Genomic DNA, 19,216 nt, shown 5'->3' with positions numbered 1-19,216 from the left:
GAGAAGGGCCCCCGGAACTCCGGGGGCCCTTCTCCGTGCGAGTGGGGGAGTCAGCGCCTGCGCATGGTGCGCTGGACGCTGCGCATCTTCGCGCCCGCGGGCATCGGGCCCTTGGGCAGCGCCGCGCCGCGGCTGGCGAGTGCGGAGAGCCTGCCCTCGATCGTCTCGGCCTGCGCGGCCGAGATGTTGCGCGGCAGCTTCATCAGGTAGCCCTGCAACTTGCGCAGCGGGACCTGGCCCTCTTCGGCGCCGACGGTCACGTCGTAGATCGGGGTCTCGCCGACCACGCGGGCGATGCGCTTCTTCTCCTGCGCGAGCAGCGACTTCACCCGGTGCGGCGCGCCTTCGGCGACCAGCACGACACCGGGCCGCCCGATCACGCGGTGGACCGCGTCGAGCTGCGTCGTCCCCGCGACGGCGGGCGTGACCCGCCACTTGCCGCGCAGGTTCTCCAGCGCCCACGCCGCGGCACCGGGCTGGCCGTCCGCCTTCTTGAAGACGTTCGCCTGGACCCGACGGCCGAAGATGACCACCGCGAGCAGCGCGCCGATCGCGATGCCCATCGGCAGGAACACCCACTGCATGTCGAAGAAGTAGCCGATGCCGAACGCCAACGCCGTGGCCCCCAGCAGCGCGCCCAGCATCAGCGGCACAAGCGCCTTGTCCTCGCGGCGTTGCATCTTGAACGCCTCGAAGATCTGTCCGCGCTTGGCGCGTGAAGCCGCGCGTCGCGCCTTCTTCGCCTCCTTGGCAGCCGTCTTGTCCACTTTGGCAGCCTTGTCCTGCTTACCAGCCATGCCCACCAGGATACGGCCGCGGCGACTTCGCGTTCACCGCCTCCCACAATCGTTGTCGGACCGTCTGCGAGACTGCTCCGCATGGACCCGCTGTTGGAGGGACTCGACCCGGAGCAGCGCGCAGCGGTCGAGGCGCCACGCGGGCCGGTCTGCGTGCTCGCGGGTGCGGGCACCGGCAAGACGCGAACGATCACCCACCGCATCGCCTACCTGGTCCAGCGCGGGCACGTCGCCCCTGGTCAGGTCCTCGCGGTCACGTTCACCGCCCGCGCCGCGGGTGAGATGCGGACGCGCCTGCGGGCGCTGGGCGTGACGGCGGCGCAGGCCCGCACGTTCCACGCCGCGGCGCTGCGGCAGCTCCGCTACTTCTGGCCGCGGGTCGTCGGCGGCGACCAGTGGCAGCTCGTCGAGGGCAAGCTCCGCTACATCGCCCAGGCCGCGAACCGGGTCGGCGCGCCGACGTCGCCCGAGACGCTGCGGGACATGGCCAGCGAGATCGAGTGGTCGAAGGCGTCGCTGATCACGCCGGAGGGCTACCCGGCCGCCGCGGCGAGCACGCACCGGGACACGCCGGTGCCCGCCGAGCAGCTCACCCTCGTTTACCAGGCGTACGAGCAGCTCAAGAACAACGCGCAGGTGCTCGACTTCGACGACCTGCTGCTGCACACCGCCGCCGCGCTGGAGGAGCACAGCGAGGTCGCCGACGAGTTCCGCGACCGCTACCGGTGCTTCGTGGTGGACGAGTACCAGGACGTCACCCCGTTGCAGCAGCGCGTGCTGGACGCGTGGCTCGGGCAGCGCGACGACCTGACCGTCGTCGGCGACGCCAACCAGACCATCTACTCGTTCGCGGGCGCCTCGCCGCGCCCGCTGCTCGACTTCGGCCGCCGGTTCCCCGAGGCGCACGTGGTGCGACTGGAGCGCGACTACCGGTCGACGCCGGAGGTCGTGGGACTGGCGAACGAGGTCATCAAGTGGGCGCGCGGCCGTCCGGCTGGCTCGCGGCTCCAGTTGATCGGGCAGCGCCCGTCCGGGCCGCGGCCGACGTTCACCGAGTTCGGCGACGAGCCCGAAGAGGCCGCGATGGTCGCCCAGCGCGTGCGCAAGCTGCTCGCCGAGGGCGTGTCCGCGAGCGAGATCGCGATCCTCTACCGGGTGAACGCGCAGTCCGAGGTGTTCGAGCAGGCGCTGACCGAGGTGGACATCCCGTACCAGGTGCGCGGCGGCGAGCGGTTCTTCGCGCGCACCGAGGTGCGGCAGGCGATGGTGGCGCTGCGCACCGCGAGCCACACCCCGCCCGAGGGCGACCTGCCCGGCCAGGTGCGGCAGGTGCTCGCCCGCCTCGGCCTGACCGACGAGCCCCCTGCGGGCGGCACCGCGCGGGAGAAGTGGGAGTCGCTGCTCGCGCTCGTCGAACTCGCCGAGGAGTTGGCGACGACCGTCGAGGGCGCGGACCTCGCGAAGTTCGCCGTCGAACTGGACGTCCGGGCCGAGGCGCAGCACCCGCCGACGGTCGAGGGCGTCACGCTCGCGTCGCTGCACGCGGCCAAGGGCCTGGAGTGGGACGCGGTCTTCCTCGTCGGCCTCGTCGAGGGGACGATGCCGATCATGCACGCGGACGGCGACGACGCGAAGATCGAGGAGGAGCGCAGGCTCCTCTACGTCGGCGTCACCCGTGCGCGTGAACACCTCTGGCTGTCGTGGGCGCTGGCCCGCGCCGCGGGCGGCCGCAAGTACCGGCGGCGCAGCCGGTTCATGTACGGGCTCGTGCCCGACGACCACCCCGCCGCGCTCGGCACGAGGCGCGAACCCCTCCAGAAGAAGCCGAAACCGGTCTGCCGGGTGTGCGAGTCCGCGCTGGTCGGCACGCAGGCGATCAAGATCGGCCGGTGCGGCCGGTGTCCGTCCGATGTGGACGAGGAACTGCTGGGGCGGCTGCGCGCCTGGCGGGCCTCGCGCGCCCGTGAGCTGAAGGTGCCGTCCTACGTCGTGTTCACCGACGCGACCCTCGTGGCCATCGCCGAGGTGCGTCCGGTGGACAACGCCGGGCTGGTGTCGATCTCCGGGATCGGGGCGTCGAAGCTCGACAAGTTCGGAGCCGACGTACTGGGCGTTGTCCAGGGCGAACGGTGAAAATCCATCCGATCGGAAGAGATTTCTAAAAACCGGTTGCACGCCTCCTACGAGGCCTCGTAACCTGCTGATGCCGGGCACGGAGTGCCCGACTGGGGAAGAGAACAAACCGACATGCCAACCACGAGCCCGTTGATGGAGGTGACCACTGTGAAGACTCTCAACCTCTTCACGACGCCTGGTCACCTCACGGCCGGGATCGTTTGCGTGTCGCCGATGGAACTCGCTGCGGGGCAGAAGTCTGCCCGCGTTCGCCACGCCCAGGTGTGGAGCGCCGAGCGAGGCCTGCCAGTCCAGGAGCCGACCGCCTACGCGGGCGGCGTCACTGCTGGCGTCACCACCAAGCACAACTCGATCCGGATCGATGCGCTGTCCGCGCACGAGCGAAGTAGGACCTGACACAGGACTGTCAGGACTACCTGGCTCACCTAGGCCGCGGACCCGCACAGGGACCGCGGCCTTTTTGCTGTCCCGAAAACAACCCCATCGCTGTACCTCGACAGGAGTTCACCTGATGTTGACCGCAACCGTTCCGATAACCAGCGGAACGTTCCCCGAGACCGCTGACCACGGAGGAGCCGGTGTCGCCTGCTTGATCGACACCGCGCCCGACGCCGGTCTGGACCTGCCCTGCCGCACCAACAACCCCGACCTGTGGTTCGCGGACGCACCCGCCGAGCTGGAGAAGGCCAAGACGTTCTGCGTCGGCTGCCCGGTCATCGCCGAGTGCCTGGCCGGAGCACTGGCCCGCCACGAGCCGTGGGGTGTCTGGGGTGGCGAGATCTTCGAGCGCGGTGCCGTCATCGCGCGCAAGCGTCCGCGTGGCCGTCCGCGCAAGGACGCGGCACCTGTTGTTCCCGCGGCACCCGCCGCGACCGTTGTCCGGGGGGGCTACCAGCCAGGAGGCCGCCGCGTGACCACGAACCGAATCACCAGCGACGAACTGCACCACCTCGACCACAAGAACCAGGGGATCGGCCGAATGTTGCTCCATGAAGACCTCGCACGTGCCCGAATGAGAGATTCCGAAAACCTCGCTGAACGCCAACGACTGGCCCGCCGGCTCATCGTCGCCAACCGTTGGCGCCGCTTGTCCGGTTGGGCCCAGAAGCGGGCGCTCCACTCAGCTCGCGACCTCTGATCCGAGCGACTCGGGCCGCTCTCCCATTTTCGACGGGAGAGCGGCCCGAGTCATGGGTACGGTGCGGAGGTGGCACGACACACGCACGACGGAATCGACTGGCCCTCGCGGTTGATCGCGATGCGCCGGGCCGACGAACTGCACGCGGACGCCCTGCGCGTCGTCGCTCGGAGGTTGGTCCGAGCGCTGCCCGACAACCCGACCGTCATCGACGTCGGGTCGGGCGCGGGCGGCATGAGCGTCGCCCTCACCGAGGCGTTGTGCGCACGGGGCGGCGGCACGATCGTCCTCGTCGACGCCGTGCCCGAACTGCTCGACGCCGCCACCACCGCGGCCAGAGCCGCCGCCTCCTACGAGTCCGACAGCAAGACCACCACGGTCCGGGTCCGCCCCGTGCTGGCCGACATCGCCACCGAGAAACCCACCGAGTTCGCCGCCGCCGCACACCTCGTGTGGGCGTCGAACGTCCTGCACCACCTCCCTGACCAGCGCCAAGGCGCCCTCAACCTGATCAGCGCCCTGGCCGCGGGCGGCTGGTTCGCCCTCGCCGAAGGCGGCCTGGAAACCCGCTGCCTCCCGTGGGACCTCGGCGTCGGCGACCCCGGCCTGCAAGACCGCCTGGCCGCCGCCCGCGACCAGTGGTTCACCCGGATGCGCGACCAGATCCCCAACGCCGTCCGCCTCACGACCGGCTGGAACGTCGTCCTGACCGAAGCGGGCCTCCACGACGTCGGCGCTTTCAGCTACCTGGTCGACCACCCCGCTCCCACCAAGCCGATCGTCCGCGACTCCATCGAGGACTGGCTCCGCTGGCGCAACGACGTCACCGGCGACCTCCTCCACCCAGCGGACCGCACCGCCCTCCGCACCCTCCTCGACCCGAGCGACCCGAACTACGTCGGCCTGCGCGAAGACGTCTTCTTCCTCCAGACCAACACGGTCCACACAGGACAGAAACCGTGACCGAAACCTGCTCCCGTTGCGGCAGGTCGCGCGCCACGGTCACCGACCCGGTCCAACGCCTGGCCTGGGTGACCGACCGCGACCGCGGCCGCCAAACCTGGCTCTGCCACACCTGCGCCCGCACCCACGTCCGCGACCTGGAGTGCAAACTCCCGACCGAGTACTGGTGAACCGCCGAGTCCCCGCCACCCCTGGGGACACGACCGTGCTTGGCAGAGCGGCGAGTCGAAGCGGACCGCCGCTGGAACGCGAAGGCCCTTCGGGTGAACTGAACTACCGGATGTCGAGTCGCTGAATACGGCCTCCTTTGGCTGGGGATGGTCGGTCTTGCGCGGCTGACCGGGCGCGATCGATGCTCTGCTGCCGGACTGCCGGACTGCCGGACTGCCGGACTGCCGGACTGCCGGACTGCCGGACTGCCGGACTGCCGGACTGCCGGACTGCCGGACTGCCGGACTGCCGGACTGCCGGACTGCCGGGATGGATGGGCGGTTGGACCTATCTGGGCGGGCGGGGCGGCTTGGCCGGGTGGGCGGCGGGGTGTTGGTGTTGTCTGAGCTGCGGGATTGCGTAGTGGGTTTCCGGGTCGTCTGACTCCTGTGGCTGATGCGGGACTGGCGGGCGCTCAGGTTGCTGGGATCGCCGGGCTGGTCGGGACTGTCAGGGCTACGGGCCTGCTGGGGTCGCCAGTGTGGTTGGCGCAGCCGATCGGGGAGTTAGCCACCGCTGGGCGGGTGTGGTGTGCGGCGGCTGTTGGGTGTCTGTGGCCGGTCCGATGTGGGGTGAGGACGGCGCGCACGGCCCCAGCGAGCGGGAAAGCGCAGGTCAACGACCCGTCAGGGCTCTCAAGGCCGCTCTGGGGGCGGCCGCGCCGCGTTTGCTGCCCGCGTCGAGTTCGGCGAGCAGGTCGGTGGCGGTGCAGAGGCCCGCGCGGAGCACGGCCGCGAGCAGGTGGTGCAGGCGCAGCGGGTGTTGTTCGCGGCGGGCGGCGTCGAGGGTGGCTCTGGTCGGGGTGGCCAGGGGCAGGTTGGCGTTGGTGATCACCGGTGGGCGTCTGGTGGTGCGTTCCAGGAGGAGGAAGTCGTGGTTGTTGAGGCGTTGGTCGGGTTGCTGGAGGACGTGCACGCGCGGCGGTAGCGGCAGGCCGGGCAGGCCCTGGTTGTGCAGGGCGTCGATGCCGGTGATGACCGCTCGCGGGCCCGCGTAGACGTGCGCGGCCCGCAGGCGTTGTCGCCTCGTCGGCTCTCCCGGACTGAGCAGGAGGACACCGGGCAGGAGGCGGCGCCAGGGGCCGCCGGGGCGGCACCTGGTGTCGATGGTGTACCTCGCGACACCGGATTCGAGCAGGTCAGCGGTGCTGGTCACGCCGTCTTGGATCGTCATGTCAACGATCGTGCGCGATGGCGGGGTCCAGCGCGAGCGGCCTTTTCGAATCTGTGGACAACCTGGTCGCCTGTGGACAACTCGGCTCAGTCGTCGAAGCCCGGCTGCCAGCGGGCGACGATGGAACGGGTCGGCACCTCGGCGTCGAGTTGGCAGAGGATGCCGGTGGCGCCGAGGGTGACCCGGTGGATCAGCAGGTACTGCGGCGGCAGGTTGAGCGAGCGGCCGGTGCGAGAGTCGGGCTTGCGGAGGTCGCCGACCCGTTCCGCCTGGCTTTGCAGCCACTTGCGGGTGAACTTGAAGTTCTCCGTGCGCAGCGGTTCGACGAAGGGCCCGAGGTAGTTGAGGACGTCCTCGCCCTCCAACTCCGTGCCGGGGCGGATGAAGTGCTCGCTGCGCAGCAGGTCGAGCAGGTCGTCCGAGCGCCTGTCGAGCGCGAGCCTGGTCATCAGGCCCAACGTCCTCGGCAGGCCGTCCGGCAGCCGGGCGCACGCGCCGAAGTCGATCGTGCGCAGCCTGCCGTCCGCACCGAGCAGGAAGTTCCCCGGATGCGGGTCGGCGTGCAGCAGCCCGGACCGGCTCGGCGCCGAGAAGTGGAACTCCGCCAAGCGCCTGCCAGCCAGGTCGCGCTGCTCCCGCGTGCCCTCGCGGATGATCGTCGCCAGGGGAGTGCCGTCGATCCACTCGCTGACCATGACCTTGGGCGCGCTGGCGACCACCTTCGGCACCAGCACGTGCTCGTCGCCGTCGAACGCCTTGGCGAACGTCCGCTGGTTGTCCGCCTCGGTCCGGTAGTCCAGCTCCTCGACCATCCGGTCGCGCAGCTCCTCCAGCAGCGGTTTCACCTCGGCGCCGGGGATGATCGCCTGCACCAGCCTGCTGAACCGCAGCAGTTGCTTCAGGTCCGCGTTCAACGCCTCGTCCGCGCCGGGGTACTGCACCTTCACGGCGACCTCGCGGCCGTCGTGCCACACGGCCCGGTGCACCTGGCCGATGCTCGCCGACGCCGCGGGCTCGTCGTCGAACTCGACGAAGCGCTTCGCCCACGCCGACCCGAGCTGCTCGGCGAGCACACGGTGGACGGTGCGGGTCGGCATCGGTGGAGCCCCGGCTTGCAGCTTGGTGAGCGCCTCCCGGTACGGCGCGGCCATCTCCTCCGGCACCGCGGCCTCGAACACGCTCAGGGCCTGGCCGAACTTCATGGCCCCGCCCTTGAGCTGCCCGAGCACGGCGAACACCTGCTCGGCCGTCTTCGCGGTCATGTCGGCCGTGACCTCTTCGGAACTCATGCCGGTCAGGCGCTTGCCCCAGCCACCGACGACACGGCCGGCGACCCCGATCGGAAGGGTTGCCAGCTTGGCGGTGCGCTGCACGGCCTTGCGCGGGATCTCGCTCACCCGGTGATTCTCCCCCGCCCCTTGCCTCGGTCGCAGTGGAACTCGTGTCCACCACGAAACCTACACAGAGGAGTAGAGGGCTCTCGCGCTGCCGCAGGTACACGTGGGGTGCGGCGGGCAGTCGAGGCGCTCGACCACTCCCAGTTGCGGGTTCGCCTCCAGGGTCGCGTTCCACGTCGTCGGCGGGCTCAGGCCCACCTCGACGGGGTCCAGCGCGGCGAGGACCTGCCCGACCGCGAGTGCCGCGCACACCGCGGCCGACGCCACGTCCGCCTGCTGCGTCTTGTCCGCGAGCTGGGTCGCGACCGCGGGCCAGCGGCCGTCCCGGTCCGTCCGGTGCAGGTAGGTGCAGCGGACGCAGCTCGTGCGACCCGGCACGACCAGCGGGCCGACGACGCCCGTGCCGTCCCGCACCCGGACGAGCAGGTGCTGGGTGCCCTCGAGCATCAGCGTGGTCAGCAGTTGCGGAGGGGGCACGAGCGAGTCCGTCAGCACCACCATGTCCGGGGCTCCGGTGCTGGTCAGCCACCCCGTGCGCACGTCGCCCGACGCTCGGCCCACCGCGTCGACCGCGGCTTCCCGCCGGGGGCGGCCGACGTCGATGTCCAGGTACCCGGACCCGGTGTCCTCCGGACCGACGCGGCCACTGGCCACGACGTGCACCCGCCCGATGCCCGCGGCGGCGAGCAGCGACGCCACCGCGACCGCGATCCGGCCGTTGCCGTGCACCACCACGGCCCTCCTGTCGCGGGCCGCGACGATCCCCGTGCCAGGCCGCCCGGTGCGCAGCGCCCGGCTCGTCGTGTCCGCCGTCAGACGACCGGGGACCGGCACCGCCTCGTCGACCAGACCGATCTCCGCGAGCTGGTCGAGCAGACCCAGGAACTCGGCCGGATCGGCGTCCTTCGCGGCCAGACGTTCACCTAGTTCAGCGACGGTGAAGCGGCCGTCGAGAGCCATCAACTCGTCCACGAAAGGGGGCGGCAGGTCGTCCACGACGATGGCGTGGCGGGGATCGGTGCCGATCTGGACCTCGCCCTCGCGGCGCAGCAGCACGGGCAGGCCGGGCAGGACGCGGGGCCTGCTGGAGAGGTCTCGGTCAGGGGTTTCGGTGCTCACGGGGATCAGCGTGCTCCCGGAATCGACAGGGGCAAAACGCTTGTCCACAGGCCGCGGAGTTGTCCACAGGGCGTGAGACCAGGTGTTGACGAGAGGCCGACGAACGTGCTGGTGGACGGCGCGCAGGCCGCCCACCAGCAGGTTTCGTCAGACCTTGGCCTTGCCCAGGATTCGGGTGACCGTGGTGCCGCACGTGGGGCACTTGCCCTTAGCCATCCTGCGGTTGTTGTTCTCGTGGATCTCTCCAGAGAAGTCGCGCTTCTCGCGACACTTCACGCAGTAGCCGTTGTAGGTCTCGGCCACGGGTTCCTCCCTTGCTTTGGCTGACGTCCGCCGGGCGGCGACAGCGTCGTGAGAGCGGGGCGTCCTGCACCGCACTCGGGGCCTGCGCAGCACGCTACCTCCGGATGCGCGCTGATGCCTGCATGTCCACCAGCGCGTGTCCAGCCGCCTTTCGGAGGAATCTGCCCCGACCGTGTCATCCCTCACGGCCGCTTGGTGGCCCCGAATTGTCGGTGGGTGGCCTTACCGTGGGAACCATGGCCGAACCGCAGGTAGCCAAAACCCATGTGGAGGTCCGCCGCAGCGCGCGGCGGCGCCGCATGGTCAGCGCGTACCGGGAGGGGGACAAGGTTGTCGTGCTGCTTCCGGCCCGGATGAGCAAGGGCGAGGAAGAGCACTGGGTGGCCGAGATGCTCAGCCGCCTCCAGCGCAGCGAGACCCGCAGACGGTCACCTGCTCGCACGTCGGACGCCGCTCTGCTGGCGCGGTGCGAGGAGTTGGCGGAGCGGTACCTGGACGACGACGCGGAGCCCACGAGCGTGCGGTGGGTGCCGCCGATGCGGACGCGGTGGGCGTCCTGCACACCCGCCGAGGGGACGATCCGGGTCAGTGAGCGGTTGAGGGACGTGCCGTCCTGGGTGCTCGACTACGTGCTCGTGCACGAGTTGGCGCACCTGAGGGTGCCCGGCCACGGGAAGGACTTCTGGGAACTGGTGCACCGGTATCCGAAGTCCGAGCGGGCCATGGGGTATTTGGAGGGTATTTCCGCGGCTGCCGGGTTGGGTATTGAGGAGGATTAGGGGGAGGGGGTTGGGGACTCGGGTGTGGAGGGGTTGGGTGTAGTGGGTGGCGTCACCCCGCTCCGGCAATTATCTCGATGCCTGACCAGCGCTTGTCAAGGCGGGAAAGATGCCTTGACAAGCGCTGGTCAGGCACGAAGCGGCTGGGGATCGGGGTGGCGGCAGGGGTGTGGGTGCTGCCGGCTGGTTCGGCTTGCGTGGTGGTCGGGTTTTCAGGAAAGGGAAAGCAAAAGGCCGCCACGGTGGTCGTGGCGGCCTTTTGCTTTGCGTGTCTAGGCTTCTGGGGTGTCGTCCGGGTTCTTTTCCTCGGACTTCTTCTCCTCTGCCAGGGTGCGTTCCAGTTCGGCCATCGGGTCTTCCAGGGCCTTGCGGGTTTTGCCCAGGCGTTCGGCGAATTCCAGCGGGTCGTCCAGGTCGGCCGCGCTGGGGATGAGGTCCGGGTGTTCCCACAGGCTGTCGCGGACTTCCAGGCCGTGTTGGTCGCCCACCAGCTTCCACAGCGCCGAGGCGGCGCGGAGGCGGCGGGGGCGGAGTTCCAGGCCTACGAGGGTGGCGAAGGTCTGTTCGGCGGGGCCGCCGCTCGCGCGGCGCCTGCGGAGGGTTTCGCGCAGTGCCGCCGCGCCGGGGAGGCGTTCGCCGACGGCGTCGAAGACGACCACGTCGACCCAGCCCTCGACCAGGGCCAGGAGGGTTTCCAGGCGGGCCAGCGCGGCCTTCTGCTCGGGGGTCGTCTGGGGCTCCAGCATCCCCGACTTCATGACCTCTTCGATGCTCTCGGGGTTCGACGGGTCGATCTGGCCCGCCATCTGCTCCAGGGCGCTGGTGTCGACCTTGATGCCCTTGGCGAACTCCTCGACCGTGTCCAGTAGGCGCTGGCGCAGCCACGGGACATGGGTGAACAGGCGCTGGTGGGCGGCCTCGCGGGCGGCCAGGAAGACCATGACCTCGCTGGCCGGGCGCTCCAGGCCCTCGGTGAACTTCTCGATGTTCGCCGGGAGCAGCGCGGCCGCGCCCTCGGGGCCGAGCGGCAGGCCCACGTCGGTGGAGGTCAGGACCTCGTCGGCGAGCTGGGCCAGTGCGCCGCCCAACTGCGAGCCGAACGCCATGCCGCCCATCTGGCCGAGCATGGACAGGAGCGGACCGGCCGCCTCCTTCGCCTCGGCGGGCATCGCGTCGACCCACGCGCCGGAGACGCGCTGGGCGACCGGGTCGCACAGGCGCTGCCACGTCGGCAGCGTGCGCTCCACCCAGTCCCGCGCGGTCCAGCCCTGCACCGTGCGGCTGCCCGCCGGGAGCGAGGTCGCCGGGTCCAGCCACATCTCGGCCAGGTGCACGGCGTCGGTGACGGCCTTGTCCTGGTCGGGGGCGAACCCGATGCCGGTGCCGCCCTTGCCCGCGAGCTGCTGGAGGGCGATCTGCTTGGCCAGGTCGTAGTTCACCGGACCGGCTGACGAGTTCTGGTTGCTGAACATCGCGCCGAGCTGGCTCAACATCGCGCCGAGCTGGTTGAAGTCGAAGGGATTGCCCTGCCCGGCCTGGTCGGAGGGCTTGCGGTTGGCATCGTCCGGGTCCGACGGCCCGAACCCGAACGGCAGGTCAGTCATGGCTACAACGTTACGCGGACGCGTCTGAGAGCGCGGCTCAGGTTCGCGACGAGCGTGAGGACGTCACGTCATCCACATGCGGTGGTCGTACTCTGTCGAACCGTGAGCGAGCACAGCGAGGGCGGGACCACGGACACCGTCGTGGGCGACGGTGGGACGACGATCGGCCCGGCCTCGCCCCCGGTGCCGCCACCGTCGGACGACTCCGGCCTGAGCCGTCGGACCTGGACGCTGGTGCTGAGCTTCCTGGTGGTCATCGGCCTCGGCCTGGCGGGCGGGTTCGCGCGGGTGCCGTACGTGGCGCTCGGTCCCGGCCCGACCTACGACACGCTCGGCCAGGTCGACGGCGCGAACGTGGTGTCGATCGAAGGCCAGGACACGTTCCCCACCGGCGGCCACCTCACGATGACGACCGTGTCGCTGATCGACGAGCTGTCGCTGTTCGGCGCGCTCGGCCTGTGGGTGAGCGGCCGGTACGCGCTGGCGCCGCGCGAGGAGTTCTTCAAGCCCGGCGTCTCCAAGGACGAGGTCCGCGACCAGAACACGAAGGCGTTCCAGGACTCGCAGACCAGCGCCGAGGTCGCCGCCCTCCGCTACCTCGGCTACCCGGTGAAGGTGCTCGCCGCCGAGATCACCAAGGGCAGCGCCGCCGACGCCGTGCTCCAGCCGAACGACCGGCTGCGCGTCGTCAACGGCAAGCAGATCACCGTGGCGGACGACGTGAAGGCCGCGCTGGAGACCACCAAGCCCGGCGACGAGATCGAGATCACCTACGACCGCGAGGGCAAGCAGCAGACGTCACGGGTGCCGCTCGGCCGCACGGACGGCCGCGAGACCGGCTTCCTCGGCGTGCTGGCGGTCGACCGCGCCGACGCCCCGTTCGAGATCAAGATCGGGGTGCCCGAGGTCGGCGGCCCGTCCGCGGGCCTGCTGTTCGCGCTCTCCATCGTGGACAAGCTGACGCCCGGTGAGCTGAACGGCGGCCAGTCCATCGCGGGCACCGGCGAGATCAACGAGAACGGCGAGGTCGGCCCCATCGGCGGCATCCCGTTCAAGATGATCGCCGCGAAGGAGGGCGGCGCCACGACCTTCCTGGTCCCCGCCGACAACTGCGTCGAGGCCAAGCAGCAGGCCCCGGAGGGGCTGCGCCTGGTCAGGGTCGAGACGCTGACCGGAGCCGTGCAGTCCATCGAGGCGATCATCGCCGGCAAGGACGCGCCCGGCTGCTGACCCCTTGCCCGGCCCGGACACGCCCGGCCGGGCGTTCGCCCGTCGCGAACAGCGCCCGACTAGGGCTTGAACGTGTCGAGCAGCGCGTTGGTCAGGTTCGGTGCCAGCTCCGGGTGCTCCACGACCTCGTCGGGCATCTCAGTGTTCCCGCGCAGGTGCAGCACGCAAGCGGCGGTGCCGTCGCGCAGCACGGCCGCCACCAGGCGGGCCTCGCGGCGCTGCGGGTGGGCCGCGGCGAACGCGCGGGCCTCCTCGTCACCGAGTTCCTCGGCGCGCAGCTTCTCCTCGGCCTCCGGCGGCAGCACCAGGATCTCCTGCGCCAGGGCGCATCCGACGACCACGTCCGGCCACACGATGCCCAGCAGGGCCTCGGCCAGGTCCGTGTCGGGGAGCTCGTCCTGCGCGATCGGGGTCAGCGGCGACGCCTCCGGGTCGAGCTGGCCCGCCAGCTCGGGCTGCTGCGCGAGCAGTTCGGCCGTCGGCACGAGCGCGAAGAGCTGAAGCCCCTGGTCCCACCCCGCCGTGGCCACGAACTCCTCCACCTCGCGCGCGACGGCGCGGAGGAGCACGGGCGAGTTCTCCGTCGAATGAATGTCTGACACGGTCGTTATGGTCGCATCCCACAGCACCTCGGAGCGCCGGCAGGGCCGAAACGGACAACCGATCGGGGAACTCGGCACGGCCTCCGTAGAGTTGGACAGAACGTACTAATTGAAGACGTCGGCCAGCCGACTATCGACACACTGCGAACCTGGAGGGTGCACCGTGGCCACACGGCCCCCGGTCGGACTGCCCAAACTGTCCCGACGAAGCAGGCTGCTGCTCATCATCGGCGGCGTGATCCTGGTCGGGCTGATCACCGGATCACGCCTGCTGGGCACCTACGTCAACTGGCTGTGGTTCGGCGAGGTCCAGTTCCGCGGTGTGTACAGCACCGTGCTGCTGACCCGGCTCGGACTCTTCCTCGGCGTGGGGCTGCTCGTGGGCGGTCTCGTCGCGATCAACCTGATCATCGCGTACCGCACCCGACCGGTGTTCGTGCCCGTGACGGGCCCGGACGACCCGGTGGCGCGCTACCGCGCCGTCGTGTCGCGCCGCATGCGCCTGTTCGCGATCGGCATCCCGGCCGTGATCGGCCTGATCGCGGGGGTGTCGGCGCAGGCGGACTGGCAGCAGTTCCAGCTCTTCCTCAACGCGACCCCGTTCGGCGTGACCGACCCGCAGTTCGGTCACGACATCGGCTTCTACGCCTTCAAGCTGCCGTTCTACACGTGGCTGCTGTCGTGGCTGTTCATCGCCACCGCGGTGTCCTTCGTCGGCGCCGTCGTGTCGCACTACCTGTTCGGCGGCATCCGCCTCGCGGGCCGCGGCGGCCAGCTCTCCGGCCCGTCGCGCGCGCACCTCGCCATCGTCGCGGGCGTGTTCGTGCTGCTCAAGGCGGTCGCGTACTTCTTCGACCGGTACATGTTGCTGTTCTCGGACCGCAACGACAAGTTCAACGGCGCGACGTACACCGACCTCAACGCGGTGCTGCCCGCCAAGCTGATCCTGCTGTGCATCGCGGTGTTCTGCGCCATCGCGTTCTTCGTCGGCGCGGTGCTGCGCAACGTCCAGCTCCCCGCCATCGCGACGGTGCTGCTGATCCTGTCCAGCGTGCTCGTTGGCGCCGCGTGGCCCGCCGTGCTGGAGCAGTTCTCGGTCAAGCCGAACGCCATCGAGCGCGAAGCCGAGTCGATCAAGCGCAACATCAACGCGACCAAGGAGGCGTTCGGGCTCACCGACGACAAGGTCGAGACGAAACCGTACGAGGGCAAGCAGAACGTGTCCCTCGACGAGCTGAAGAAGGACCAGGCGACGCTGGGCAACATCCGGTTGCTCGACCCCGCCGTGGTGGCCAAGACCTTCACCCAGTTCCAGCAGTTGCGGCCGTTCTACGCCTTCCCGGAGAAGCTCGACGTCGACCGGTACAAGATCGACGACCAGCTCCAGGACTACATCGTCGCGGTCCGCGAGCTGAACACCGCGGGCATCCCGCAGGGCCAGCGCGACTGGATCAACCAGCACCTGATCTACACCCACGGCAACGGTTTCGTCGCCGCCGAGGCGAGCAAGGTGAACACCCCCGCCGACAACGGCGGCAACGGTGGCTACCCGGTGTTCCAGGCCAGCGAGGTCGCGCCGGACGGCAAGGTCCAGCCCGGTCCTTTCGGCGTGGAGCAGCCGCGCACGTACTACGGCGAGCTCGGCAGCGCGGGTGACTACGCGATCGTCGGCGGCCGCGACTCCGGCGCACCCGGCGAGTACGACACCGACAGCTCGTCGTACACCTACACCGGCTCCGGCGGCGTGCGCATCGGCGGCCTGTTCAACAAGCTCGTGTTCGCCGCGGCCTACGGCGAGCGGAACATCCTGTTCAACCAGGCGATCACGGACGAGTCGAAGATCATCTTCAACCGGCACCCCAGGGACCGCGTCGAGCAGGTCGCCCCGTGGCTGACGGTCGACGGCGACCCGTACCCGGCCATTGTGGACGGCAAGATCACCTGGATCGTCGACGGCTACACCACGCTCGACAACTACCCGTACGCCAAGAAGACCCCCCTCGGCGAGGTCACCAACGACTCGCTCCCCGGCGTCGCGCAGTTGCCGAACGACGAGATCAGCTACATCCGCAACTCCGTCAAGGCCACTGTGGACGCCTACGACGGCACCGTGACCCTCTACGAGATGGACCAGCAGGACCCGGTCCTCAAGGCGTGGATGGGCGTGTTCCCCGGCACGGTCAAGCCGAACAGCGAGATCTCCGCGTCGCTGCGCGAGCACTTCCGCTACCCGGAGGACCTGTTCAAGGTCCAGCGCGAAACGCTGTCGAAGTACCACGTCGACGACCCGCGCTCGTTCTTCTCCGGCGTCTCGTTCTGGGGCGTCCCGTCCGACCCGACGATCGACAACGCGACGACCCTGGAGCAGCAGGCGCAGGCCGCGCAGCAACCGCGCGACCAGCAACCGCCGTTCTACGTCGTGGCGGGCGACCCGACCTCCACCGAGCCGAACAAGGTCAGCTTCCAGTTGACCAGTTCGCTGGTGAGGCAGAACCGGGAGTTCATGGCCTCGTACGTCACGGCGAGATCCGACCCGGACAACTACGGGAAGATCAGCGTCCTGACGTTGAACAACGAGGCCAAGGGTCCGCAGCAGATCCAGACCCAGTTCCTGACGTCGGCGACGGTCAGTTCGGAGCTGAACCTGCTGACGCAGCAGAAGACGAAGGTCGTCTACGGCAACCTGCTGACCCTGCCGGTCGGCGGCGGCCTGCTGTACGTGGAGCCCGTCTACATCGAACGGGCGAGCCAGAACACGTCGTTCCCGCAGTTGTCGAAGGTGCTCGTGAGCTTCGGCGACAAGGTCGGGTACGCACCGACGCTGGCCGAGGCACTGGAACAGGTGCTGACCGGCGCCTCGACCCAGGTCCCGAACGTCCCAGGCGGCACCAACCAGCCGTCGACCACACCCACGTCACCGACGACCACCACCCCTCCCACCAACGGACAGGGGAGCGGCGACCTGGCGCAGGCCGTGAAGGACATGCAGGCGGCCATCACCGCCATCAGGGCCGCGCAGGCCAGCGGCGACTTCGCCGCGCTGGGCAACGCCTACAAGGCCCTGGACGACGCCTCGAAGAGGTTCGAGGCCGCCAGCGCCACCGGCACCTCATCGGCGCCTTCGTCGTCGTCCGTCGTCGCACCCACCGCGACACCATCGGGCTGACGAGCGCCTGAGCTGCGAAATCGGGTGGTCCCCACCATTGGGGGCCACCCGATTTGCATGTTTCCGGAGGGACCGCGTACAGTTCTGCTCAGCAACAACGGCGCGGGGTGGAGCAGCTCGGTAGCTCGCTGGGCTCATAACCCAGAGGTCGCAGGTTCAAATCCTGTCCCCGCTACTGGTTCAAAAGACCCCCGTACGACTTCGGTCGTACGGGGGTCTTTTGCTTTTGCGCCAGTTGCTGGTGAGGCTGCGGGGCTTGGTGTGGCCGATGAGGGCCAGGTGGGCGCTGCGGTGCTCTGAGCTGCGGGAACGTGGTGTAGGTGGGGGTGGTAAAAAGCGGGTGCGGAAGGGTGTATAGTTGTTCTCAGCAGGACAGAGTGAAACAAGTAAATGAAGTTAAGCGGCGCGGGGTGGAGCAGCTCGGTAGCTCGCTGGGCTCATAACCCAGAGGTCGCAGGTTCAAATCCTGTCCCCGCTACTTATATGAAGATCCCCGTCGGCCTTTGGGTCGGCGGGGATCTTTTGTTGTGTCGCGGCGCGGGGGAAGTGTGACTTGCGAGCCGGGCAGGGGTGAGAGTTGGTCGGGCCAGAGGCCAGAGGCCAGGTAAGGCAAGGGCTGGTCGGAGCCTGGCCGCTTGGACTGGCTGGGTGGGGTGGTCGCCTGGACAGGCCGCTTGGGCCGACTCACTGGACTGGCTGGCTGCCTGGACTGGCTGGTTCAGGCTGGCTGGCCGCCTCGACTGGACTGCTGGCTGCGGGCCGCTTGGGCTGGCTGGCCGCCTGGCGTGGCCGACTGGCTGGCTGGACTGGCCGTCTGGGGTGGCTGTCTGGACTGGACTACTGGACTGACTGGCTGGCCGCCTGCCTGGACTGGTCGCTTGGGCTGACTAACTGGACTGGCCGCCCGGACCTGCTGGCTGGACTGGTTGGCTGTCAGGACTGGCCGCCGGGACTGGCTGGACTGGCTGACTGGACTGTGGGTTGTGCCCATCTCGCGGCGTGACCGACACGGGATCGCCTCCCAGCACCGCGCGGCAGCCCGCACCTCCACTCGCGCCGCCCCAACTCGAACGGACCCACCTGCGGGAGTCGCGTGGCGACCCACAACCCAAGTAGGTACGAGGCCCTAGAGCGTGGCCGATTTTACTTGGGGGATTTGCCCCTTAAACTCAGTCGGGCATCGGCCTCTGACCTGCCGTTTTAGGCCCGACAAAGGGGCAAATCTAGGGGCCCCAAGTCAAATCGGCCACACCACGCTGGAACCGCCACCCACCCTGCCCGACCCCGCTGGAACCGCCACCCACCCGCGACCGACTCCGCTGGAACCGCCAGCCGCGCCGACCAACCCCCCAACCCAACCCCGAAAAATGCGGAAGAGGCCCACCCCAACCCAGGACGGACCCCTCCAGCACCAAACCCAACACCCAACCCCGAACCAACACTCAAAGCGCGTCAGCTCATGTTCTCCACCCAGTACTGGTTGCACGCCAACGAGCAGATCCGACCTTCGCCGCTCACGTTCCGACTGCGACGGATCTGCTTGCCGCACACCATGCACTCGTCCTTCCCCGACTGCTCGGGGATCGTCCCGCTCGCCCACGCCCGCGCGCCTCGAACGACCTTGGCGCCACGAGCGACCTTGCCGTCCATCCACTTGATGCCCATCTCCCGCACCTCCGACTAGGGCGAGCCCCGACCAGGCCACGCGCCAAGACTGATCGTTCCAGCCCTCGAGCCCCGCGCCAGGCTCCGAGGCGAAGTCCAGCCTGTTGTGCGAACGTCCAAGCCCCGGTTCCGCCCGGTTCGGCTGCGGCGGGTGAGATCGGACCGCACATTTGCTGCCGTTCGAGTGAGGCGGTCGTGCGCATGCCTGACTTCCGTTGGCCCCAAGGGGTTTTCCACGCGAGATGGACGAGGGCGGTCAAGCGGCCGAAAGCGTGGTGTCGATCAGGGCGTCGTCACCGTATGAAGCTTTCCGTTGCTCCGCATGGCCCAATTCCACTAGCCCGTGATCAGCCACTGTGGACAGAACGGTTGACCATTGTGGACAGCGGTCCGACATCGTGGCACCGTTGGTGTTATGTCGGACCTCAATGCGACCGCCGCGGCCCTGCTCGGGCTGCTGCACGACGGACCCAAGACCGGTGGCCAGCTCGTGGCCGAGGCCGGAGAGCGCTTCGGCGCGTTTTTCAGCGTCACCCGCAGCCAGGTCTACCGCGAACTGCCCGCGCTCGCCGACGCGGGTCTGTTGCGGCTTGGCAAGCAGGGACCGCGCTCCAGCCAGCAGTACGTGCTGACCGCGGCGGGCAAGAAGGCGTTCAAGAACTGGCTCCTCTCGGAGCCGGGTCCTGACCACCTCCGCAGCCCGCTCATCCTCCGCCTGGTGCACGCCGGGTCGTTGACGGCGAAGCAGCGGACGGGCCTCGTGGACACCGCCCGCGGGGTGTACGGCGCCGAGCAGGAGAGCGCCAAGACCGCCGTGAAGACGGCTGAGGACCCCTACGCGAAGGCGGTGGCCGAGTTCGGCCTCGCTCATGCGAAGGCCGTCCTGAAGCTGCTGGACGCCATTCCGACGGCCTGAAGCCCCGGTTACCCGGCC

16 protein-coding genes, 2 tRNA genes and 1 pseudogene are annotated in these 19,216 nt (G+C 69.4%); 11 read left to right on the top strand and 8 right to left on the bottom strand.

Features of this window, described 5'->3' with window-relative positions; translation table 11 throughout:
- Nucleotides 1-50 precede the first annotated feature (50 nt).
- The gene (locus NZH93_RS47160) at nucleotides 51-797 is read right to left on the bottom strand and encodes a DUF4191 domain-containing protein (RefSeq protein WP_259629902.1); all 747 of its coding nucleotides are present in this window, start codon (nucleotides 795-797) and stop codon (nucleotides 51-53) included.
- 81 nt (nucleotides 798-878) lie between these two features.
- Between NZH93_RS47160 and NZH93_RS47155 the strand changes: the two genes are divergently transcribed.
- The 5 genes and pseudogenes from NZH93_RS47155 (at nucleotide 879) to NZH93_RS47135 (ending at nucleotide 5,204) form a co-directional block, all read left to right on the top strand.
- On the top strand, nucleotides 879-2,930 hold the full coding sequence (locus NZH93_RS47155; protein WP_259629901.1) for an ATP-dependent DNA helicase UvrD2: 2,052 nt from the start codon (nucleotides 879-881) through the stop codon (nucleotides 2,928-2,930).
- Between the two features lie 150 nt (nucleotides 2,931-3,080).
- A complete protein-coding gene (locus NZH93_RS47150) occupies nucleotides 3,081-3,329 on the top strand; it encodes a hypothetical protein (protein WP_259629900.1) in 249 nt (82 codons plus the stop codon).
- Nucleotides 3,330-3,444: 115 nt separating this feature from the next.
- Nucleotides 3,445-3,780: pseudogene (locus NZH93_RS47145) on the top strand (WhiB family transcriptional regulator); the annotation flags it as partial.
- A 360-nt stretch (nucleotides 3,781-4,140) separates the two neighbouring features.
- Nucleotides 4,141-5,034 carry a class I SAM-dependent methyltransferase gene (locus NZH93_RS47140; protein WP_259629899.1) on the top strand — a complete coding sequence of 298 codons (894 nt, stop codon included), beginning with the start codon at nucleotides 4,141-4,143 and terminating at the stop codon, nucleotides 5,032-5,034.
- On the top strand, nucleotides 5,031-5,204 hold the full coding sequence (locus NZH93_RS47135; protein WP_259629898.1) for a hypothetical protein: 174 nt from the start codon (nucleotides 5,031-5,033) through the stop codon (nucleotides 5,202-5,204). The genes NZH93_RS47140 and NZH93_RS47135 overlap by 4 nt, the downstream gene beginning before the upstream one ends.
- A 655-nt stretch (nucleotides 5,205-5,859) precedes the next feature.
- Here the strand turns inward: NZH93_RS47135 and NZH93_RS47130 are convergent.
- From NZH93_RS47130 to NZH93_RS47115, 4 genes are all read right to left on the bottom strand, one after another.
- Complete coding sequence (locus tag NZH93_RS47130; RefSeq protein WP_259629897.1) at nucleotides 5,860-6,417, bottom strand: hypothetical protein; 558 nt, start codon at nucleotides 6,415-6,417, stop codon at nucleotides 5,860-5,862.
- Between the two features lie 86 nt (nucleotides 6,418-6,503).
- Nucleotides 6,504-7,814, bottom strand: coding sequence for an ABC1 kinase family protein (locus tag NZH93_RS47125; protein ID WP_259629896.1), 1,311 nt, complete (start codon nucleotides 7,812-7,814; stop codon nucleotides 6,504-6,506).
- A gap of 60 nt (nucleotides 7,815-7,874) precedes the next feature.
- A complete protein-coding gene (locus NZH93_RS47120; RefSeq protein WP_259629895.1) occupies nucleotides 7,875-8,933 on the bottom strand; it encodes a thiamine biosynthesis protein ThiF in 1,059 nt (352 codons plus the stop codon).
- 147 nt (nucleotides 8,934-9,080) lie between these two features.
- A complete protein-coding gene (locus tag NZH93_RS47115) occupies nucleotides 9,081-9,236 on the bottom strand; it encodes a DUF5679 domain-containing protein (RefSeq protein WP_170156312.1) in 156 nt (51 codons plus the stop codon).
- Nucleotides 9,237-9,472: 236 nt separating this feature from the next.
- Here NZH93_RS47115 and NZH93_RS47110 point away from each other — a divergent pair, with 236 nt between their 5' ends.
- Complete coding sequence (locus NZH93_RS47110; protein ID WP_259629894.1) at nucleotides 9,473-10,015, top strand: M48 metallopeptidase family protein; 543 nt, start codon at nucleotides 9,473-9,475, stop codon at nucleotides 10,013-10,015.
- Nucleotides 10,016-10,287: 272 nt separating this feature from the next.
- Here the strand turns inward: NZH93_RS47110 and NZH93_RS47105 are convergent, their stop codons facing one another.
- Nucleotides 10,288-11,619 carry a zinc-dependent metalloprotease gene (locus NZH93_RS47105; RefSeq protein ID WP_259629893.1) on the bottom strand — a complete coding sequence of 444 codons (1,332 nt, stop codon included), beginning with the start codon at nucleotides 11,617-11,619 and terminating at the stop codon, nucleotides 10,288-10,290.
- Between the two features lie 102 nt (nucleotides 11,620-11,721).
- On the opposite strand from NZH93_RS47105, the gene NZH93_RS47100 reads away from it, so the two are divergent.
- Nucleotides 11,722-12,849 (top strand): YlbL family protein, encoded by a 1,128-nt coding sequence (locus NZH93_RS47100; RefSeq protein WP_259629892.1) that lies wholly within the window; start codon nucleotides 11,722-11,724, stop codon nucleotides 12,847-12,849.
- Nucleotides 12,850-12,908: 59 nt separating this feature from the next.
- Here NZH93_RS47100 and NZH93_RS47095 read toward each other — a convergent pair whose 3' ends face one another.
- The gene (locus tag NZH93_RS47095) at nucleotides 12,909-13,442 is read right to left on the bottom strand and encodes a PPA1309 family protein (protein ID WP_372507026.1); all 534 of its coding nucleotides are present in this window, start codon (nucleotides 13,440-13,442) and stop codon (nucleotides 12,909-12,911) included.
- A gap of 172 nt (nucleotides 13,443-13,614) precedes the next feature.
- Between NZH93_RS47095 and NZH93_RS47090 the strand changes: the two genes are divergently transcribed.
- The 3 genes from NZH93_RS47090 (at nucleotide 13,615) to NZH93_RS47080 (ending at nucleotide 17,095) form a co-directional block, all read left to right on the top strand.
- Nucleotides 13,615-16,617, top strand: a complete 3,003-nt coding sequence (locus tag NZH93_RS47090) for a UPF0182 family protein (protein ID WP_259629890.1) — start codon at nucleotides 13,615-13,617, stop codon at nucleotides 16,615-16,617.
- A 101-nt stretch (nucleotides 16,618-16,718) separates the two neighbouring features.
- A tRNA-Met gene (locus NZH93_RS47085) sits at nucleotides 16,719-16,792 on the top strand.
- A 229-nt stretch (nucleotides 16,793-17,021) separates the two neighbouring features.
- Nucleotides 17,022-17,095 (top strand) — tRNA-Met (locus NZH93_RS47080).
- Between the two features lie 974 nt (nucleotides 17,096-18,069).
- Here the strand turns inward: NZH93_RS47080 and NZH93_RS47075 are convergent.
- The gene (locus NZH93_RS47075; protein WP_259629889.1) at nucleotides 18,070-18,282 is read right to left on the bottom strand and encodes a hypothetical protein; all 213 of its coding nucleotides are present in this window, start codon (nucleotides 18,280-18,282) and stop codon (nucleotides 18,070-18,072) included.
- A gap of 415 nt (nucleotides 18,283-18,697) precedes the next feature.
- On the opposite strand from NZH93_RS47075, the gene NZH93_RS47070 reads away from it, so the two are divergent.
- A complete protein-coding gene (locus NZH93_RS47070; RefSeq protein WP_259629888.1) occupies nucleotides 18,698-19,198 on the top strand; it encodes a PadR family transcriptional regulator in 501 nt (166 codons plus the stop codon).
- Nucleotides 19,199-19,216 lie beyond the last annotated feature (18 nt).

Origin of the sequence: Umezawaea endophytica (assembly GCF_025061645.1) — a bacterium.
Lineage (GTDB): Bacteria > Actinomycetota > Actinomycetes > Mycobacteriales > Pseudonocardiaceae > Umezawaea > Umezawaea endophytica.
Note: the sequence above shows the minus strand (reverse complement) of the source record. Positions and strands in the feature narration are given on the sequence as shown.

Bases quoted from the DNA above. Each gene is read 5' to 3' on its own strand.
- NZH93_RS47160 (WP_259629902.1), bottom strand. From the start codon at position 797: ATGGCTGGTAAGCAGGACAAGGCTGCCAAAGTGGACAAGACGGCTGCC.
- NZH93_RS47075 (WP_259629889.1), bottom strand. From the start codon at position 18,282: ATGGGCATCAAGTGGATGGACGGCAAGGTCGCTCGTGGCGCCAAGGTC.
- NZH93_RS47105 (WP_259629893.1), bottom strand. From the start codon at position 11,619: ATGACTGACCTGCCGTTCGGGTTCGGGCCGTCGGACCCGGACGATGCC.
- NZH93_RS47155 (WP_259629901.1), top strand. From the start codon at position 879: ATGGACCCGCTGTTGGAGGGACTCGACCCGGAGCAGCGCGCAGCGGTC.
- NZH93_RS47130 (WP_259629897.1), bottom strand. From the start codon at position 6,417: ATGACGATCCAAGACGGCGTGACCAGCACCGCTGACCTGCTCGAATCC.
- NZH93_RS47070 (WP_259629888.1), top strand. From the start codon at position 18,698: ATGTCGGACCTCAATGCGACCGCCGCGGCCCTGCTCGGGCTGCTGCAC.
- NZH93_RS47110 (WP_259629894.1), top strand. From the start codon at position 9,473: ATGGCCGAACCGCAGGTAGCCAAAACCCATGTGGAGGTCCGCCGCAGC.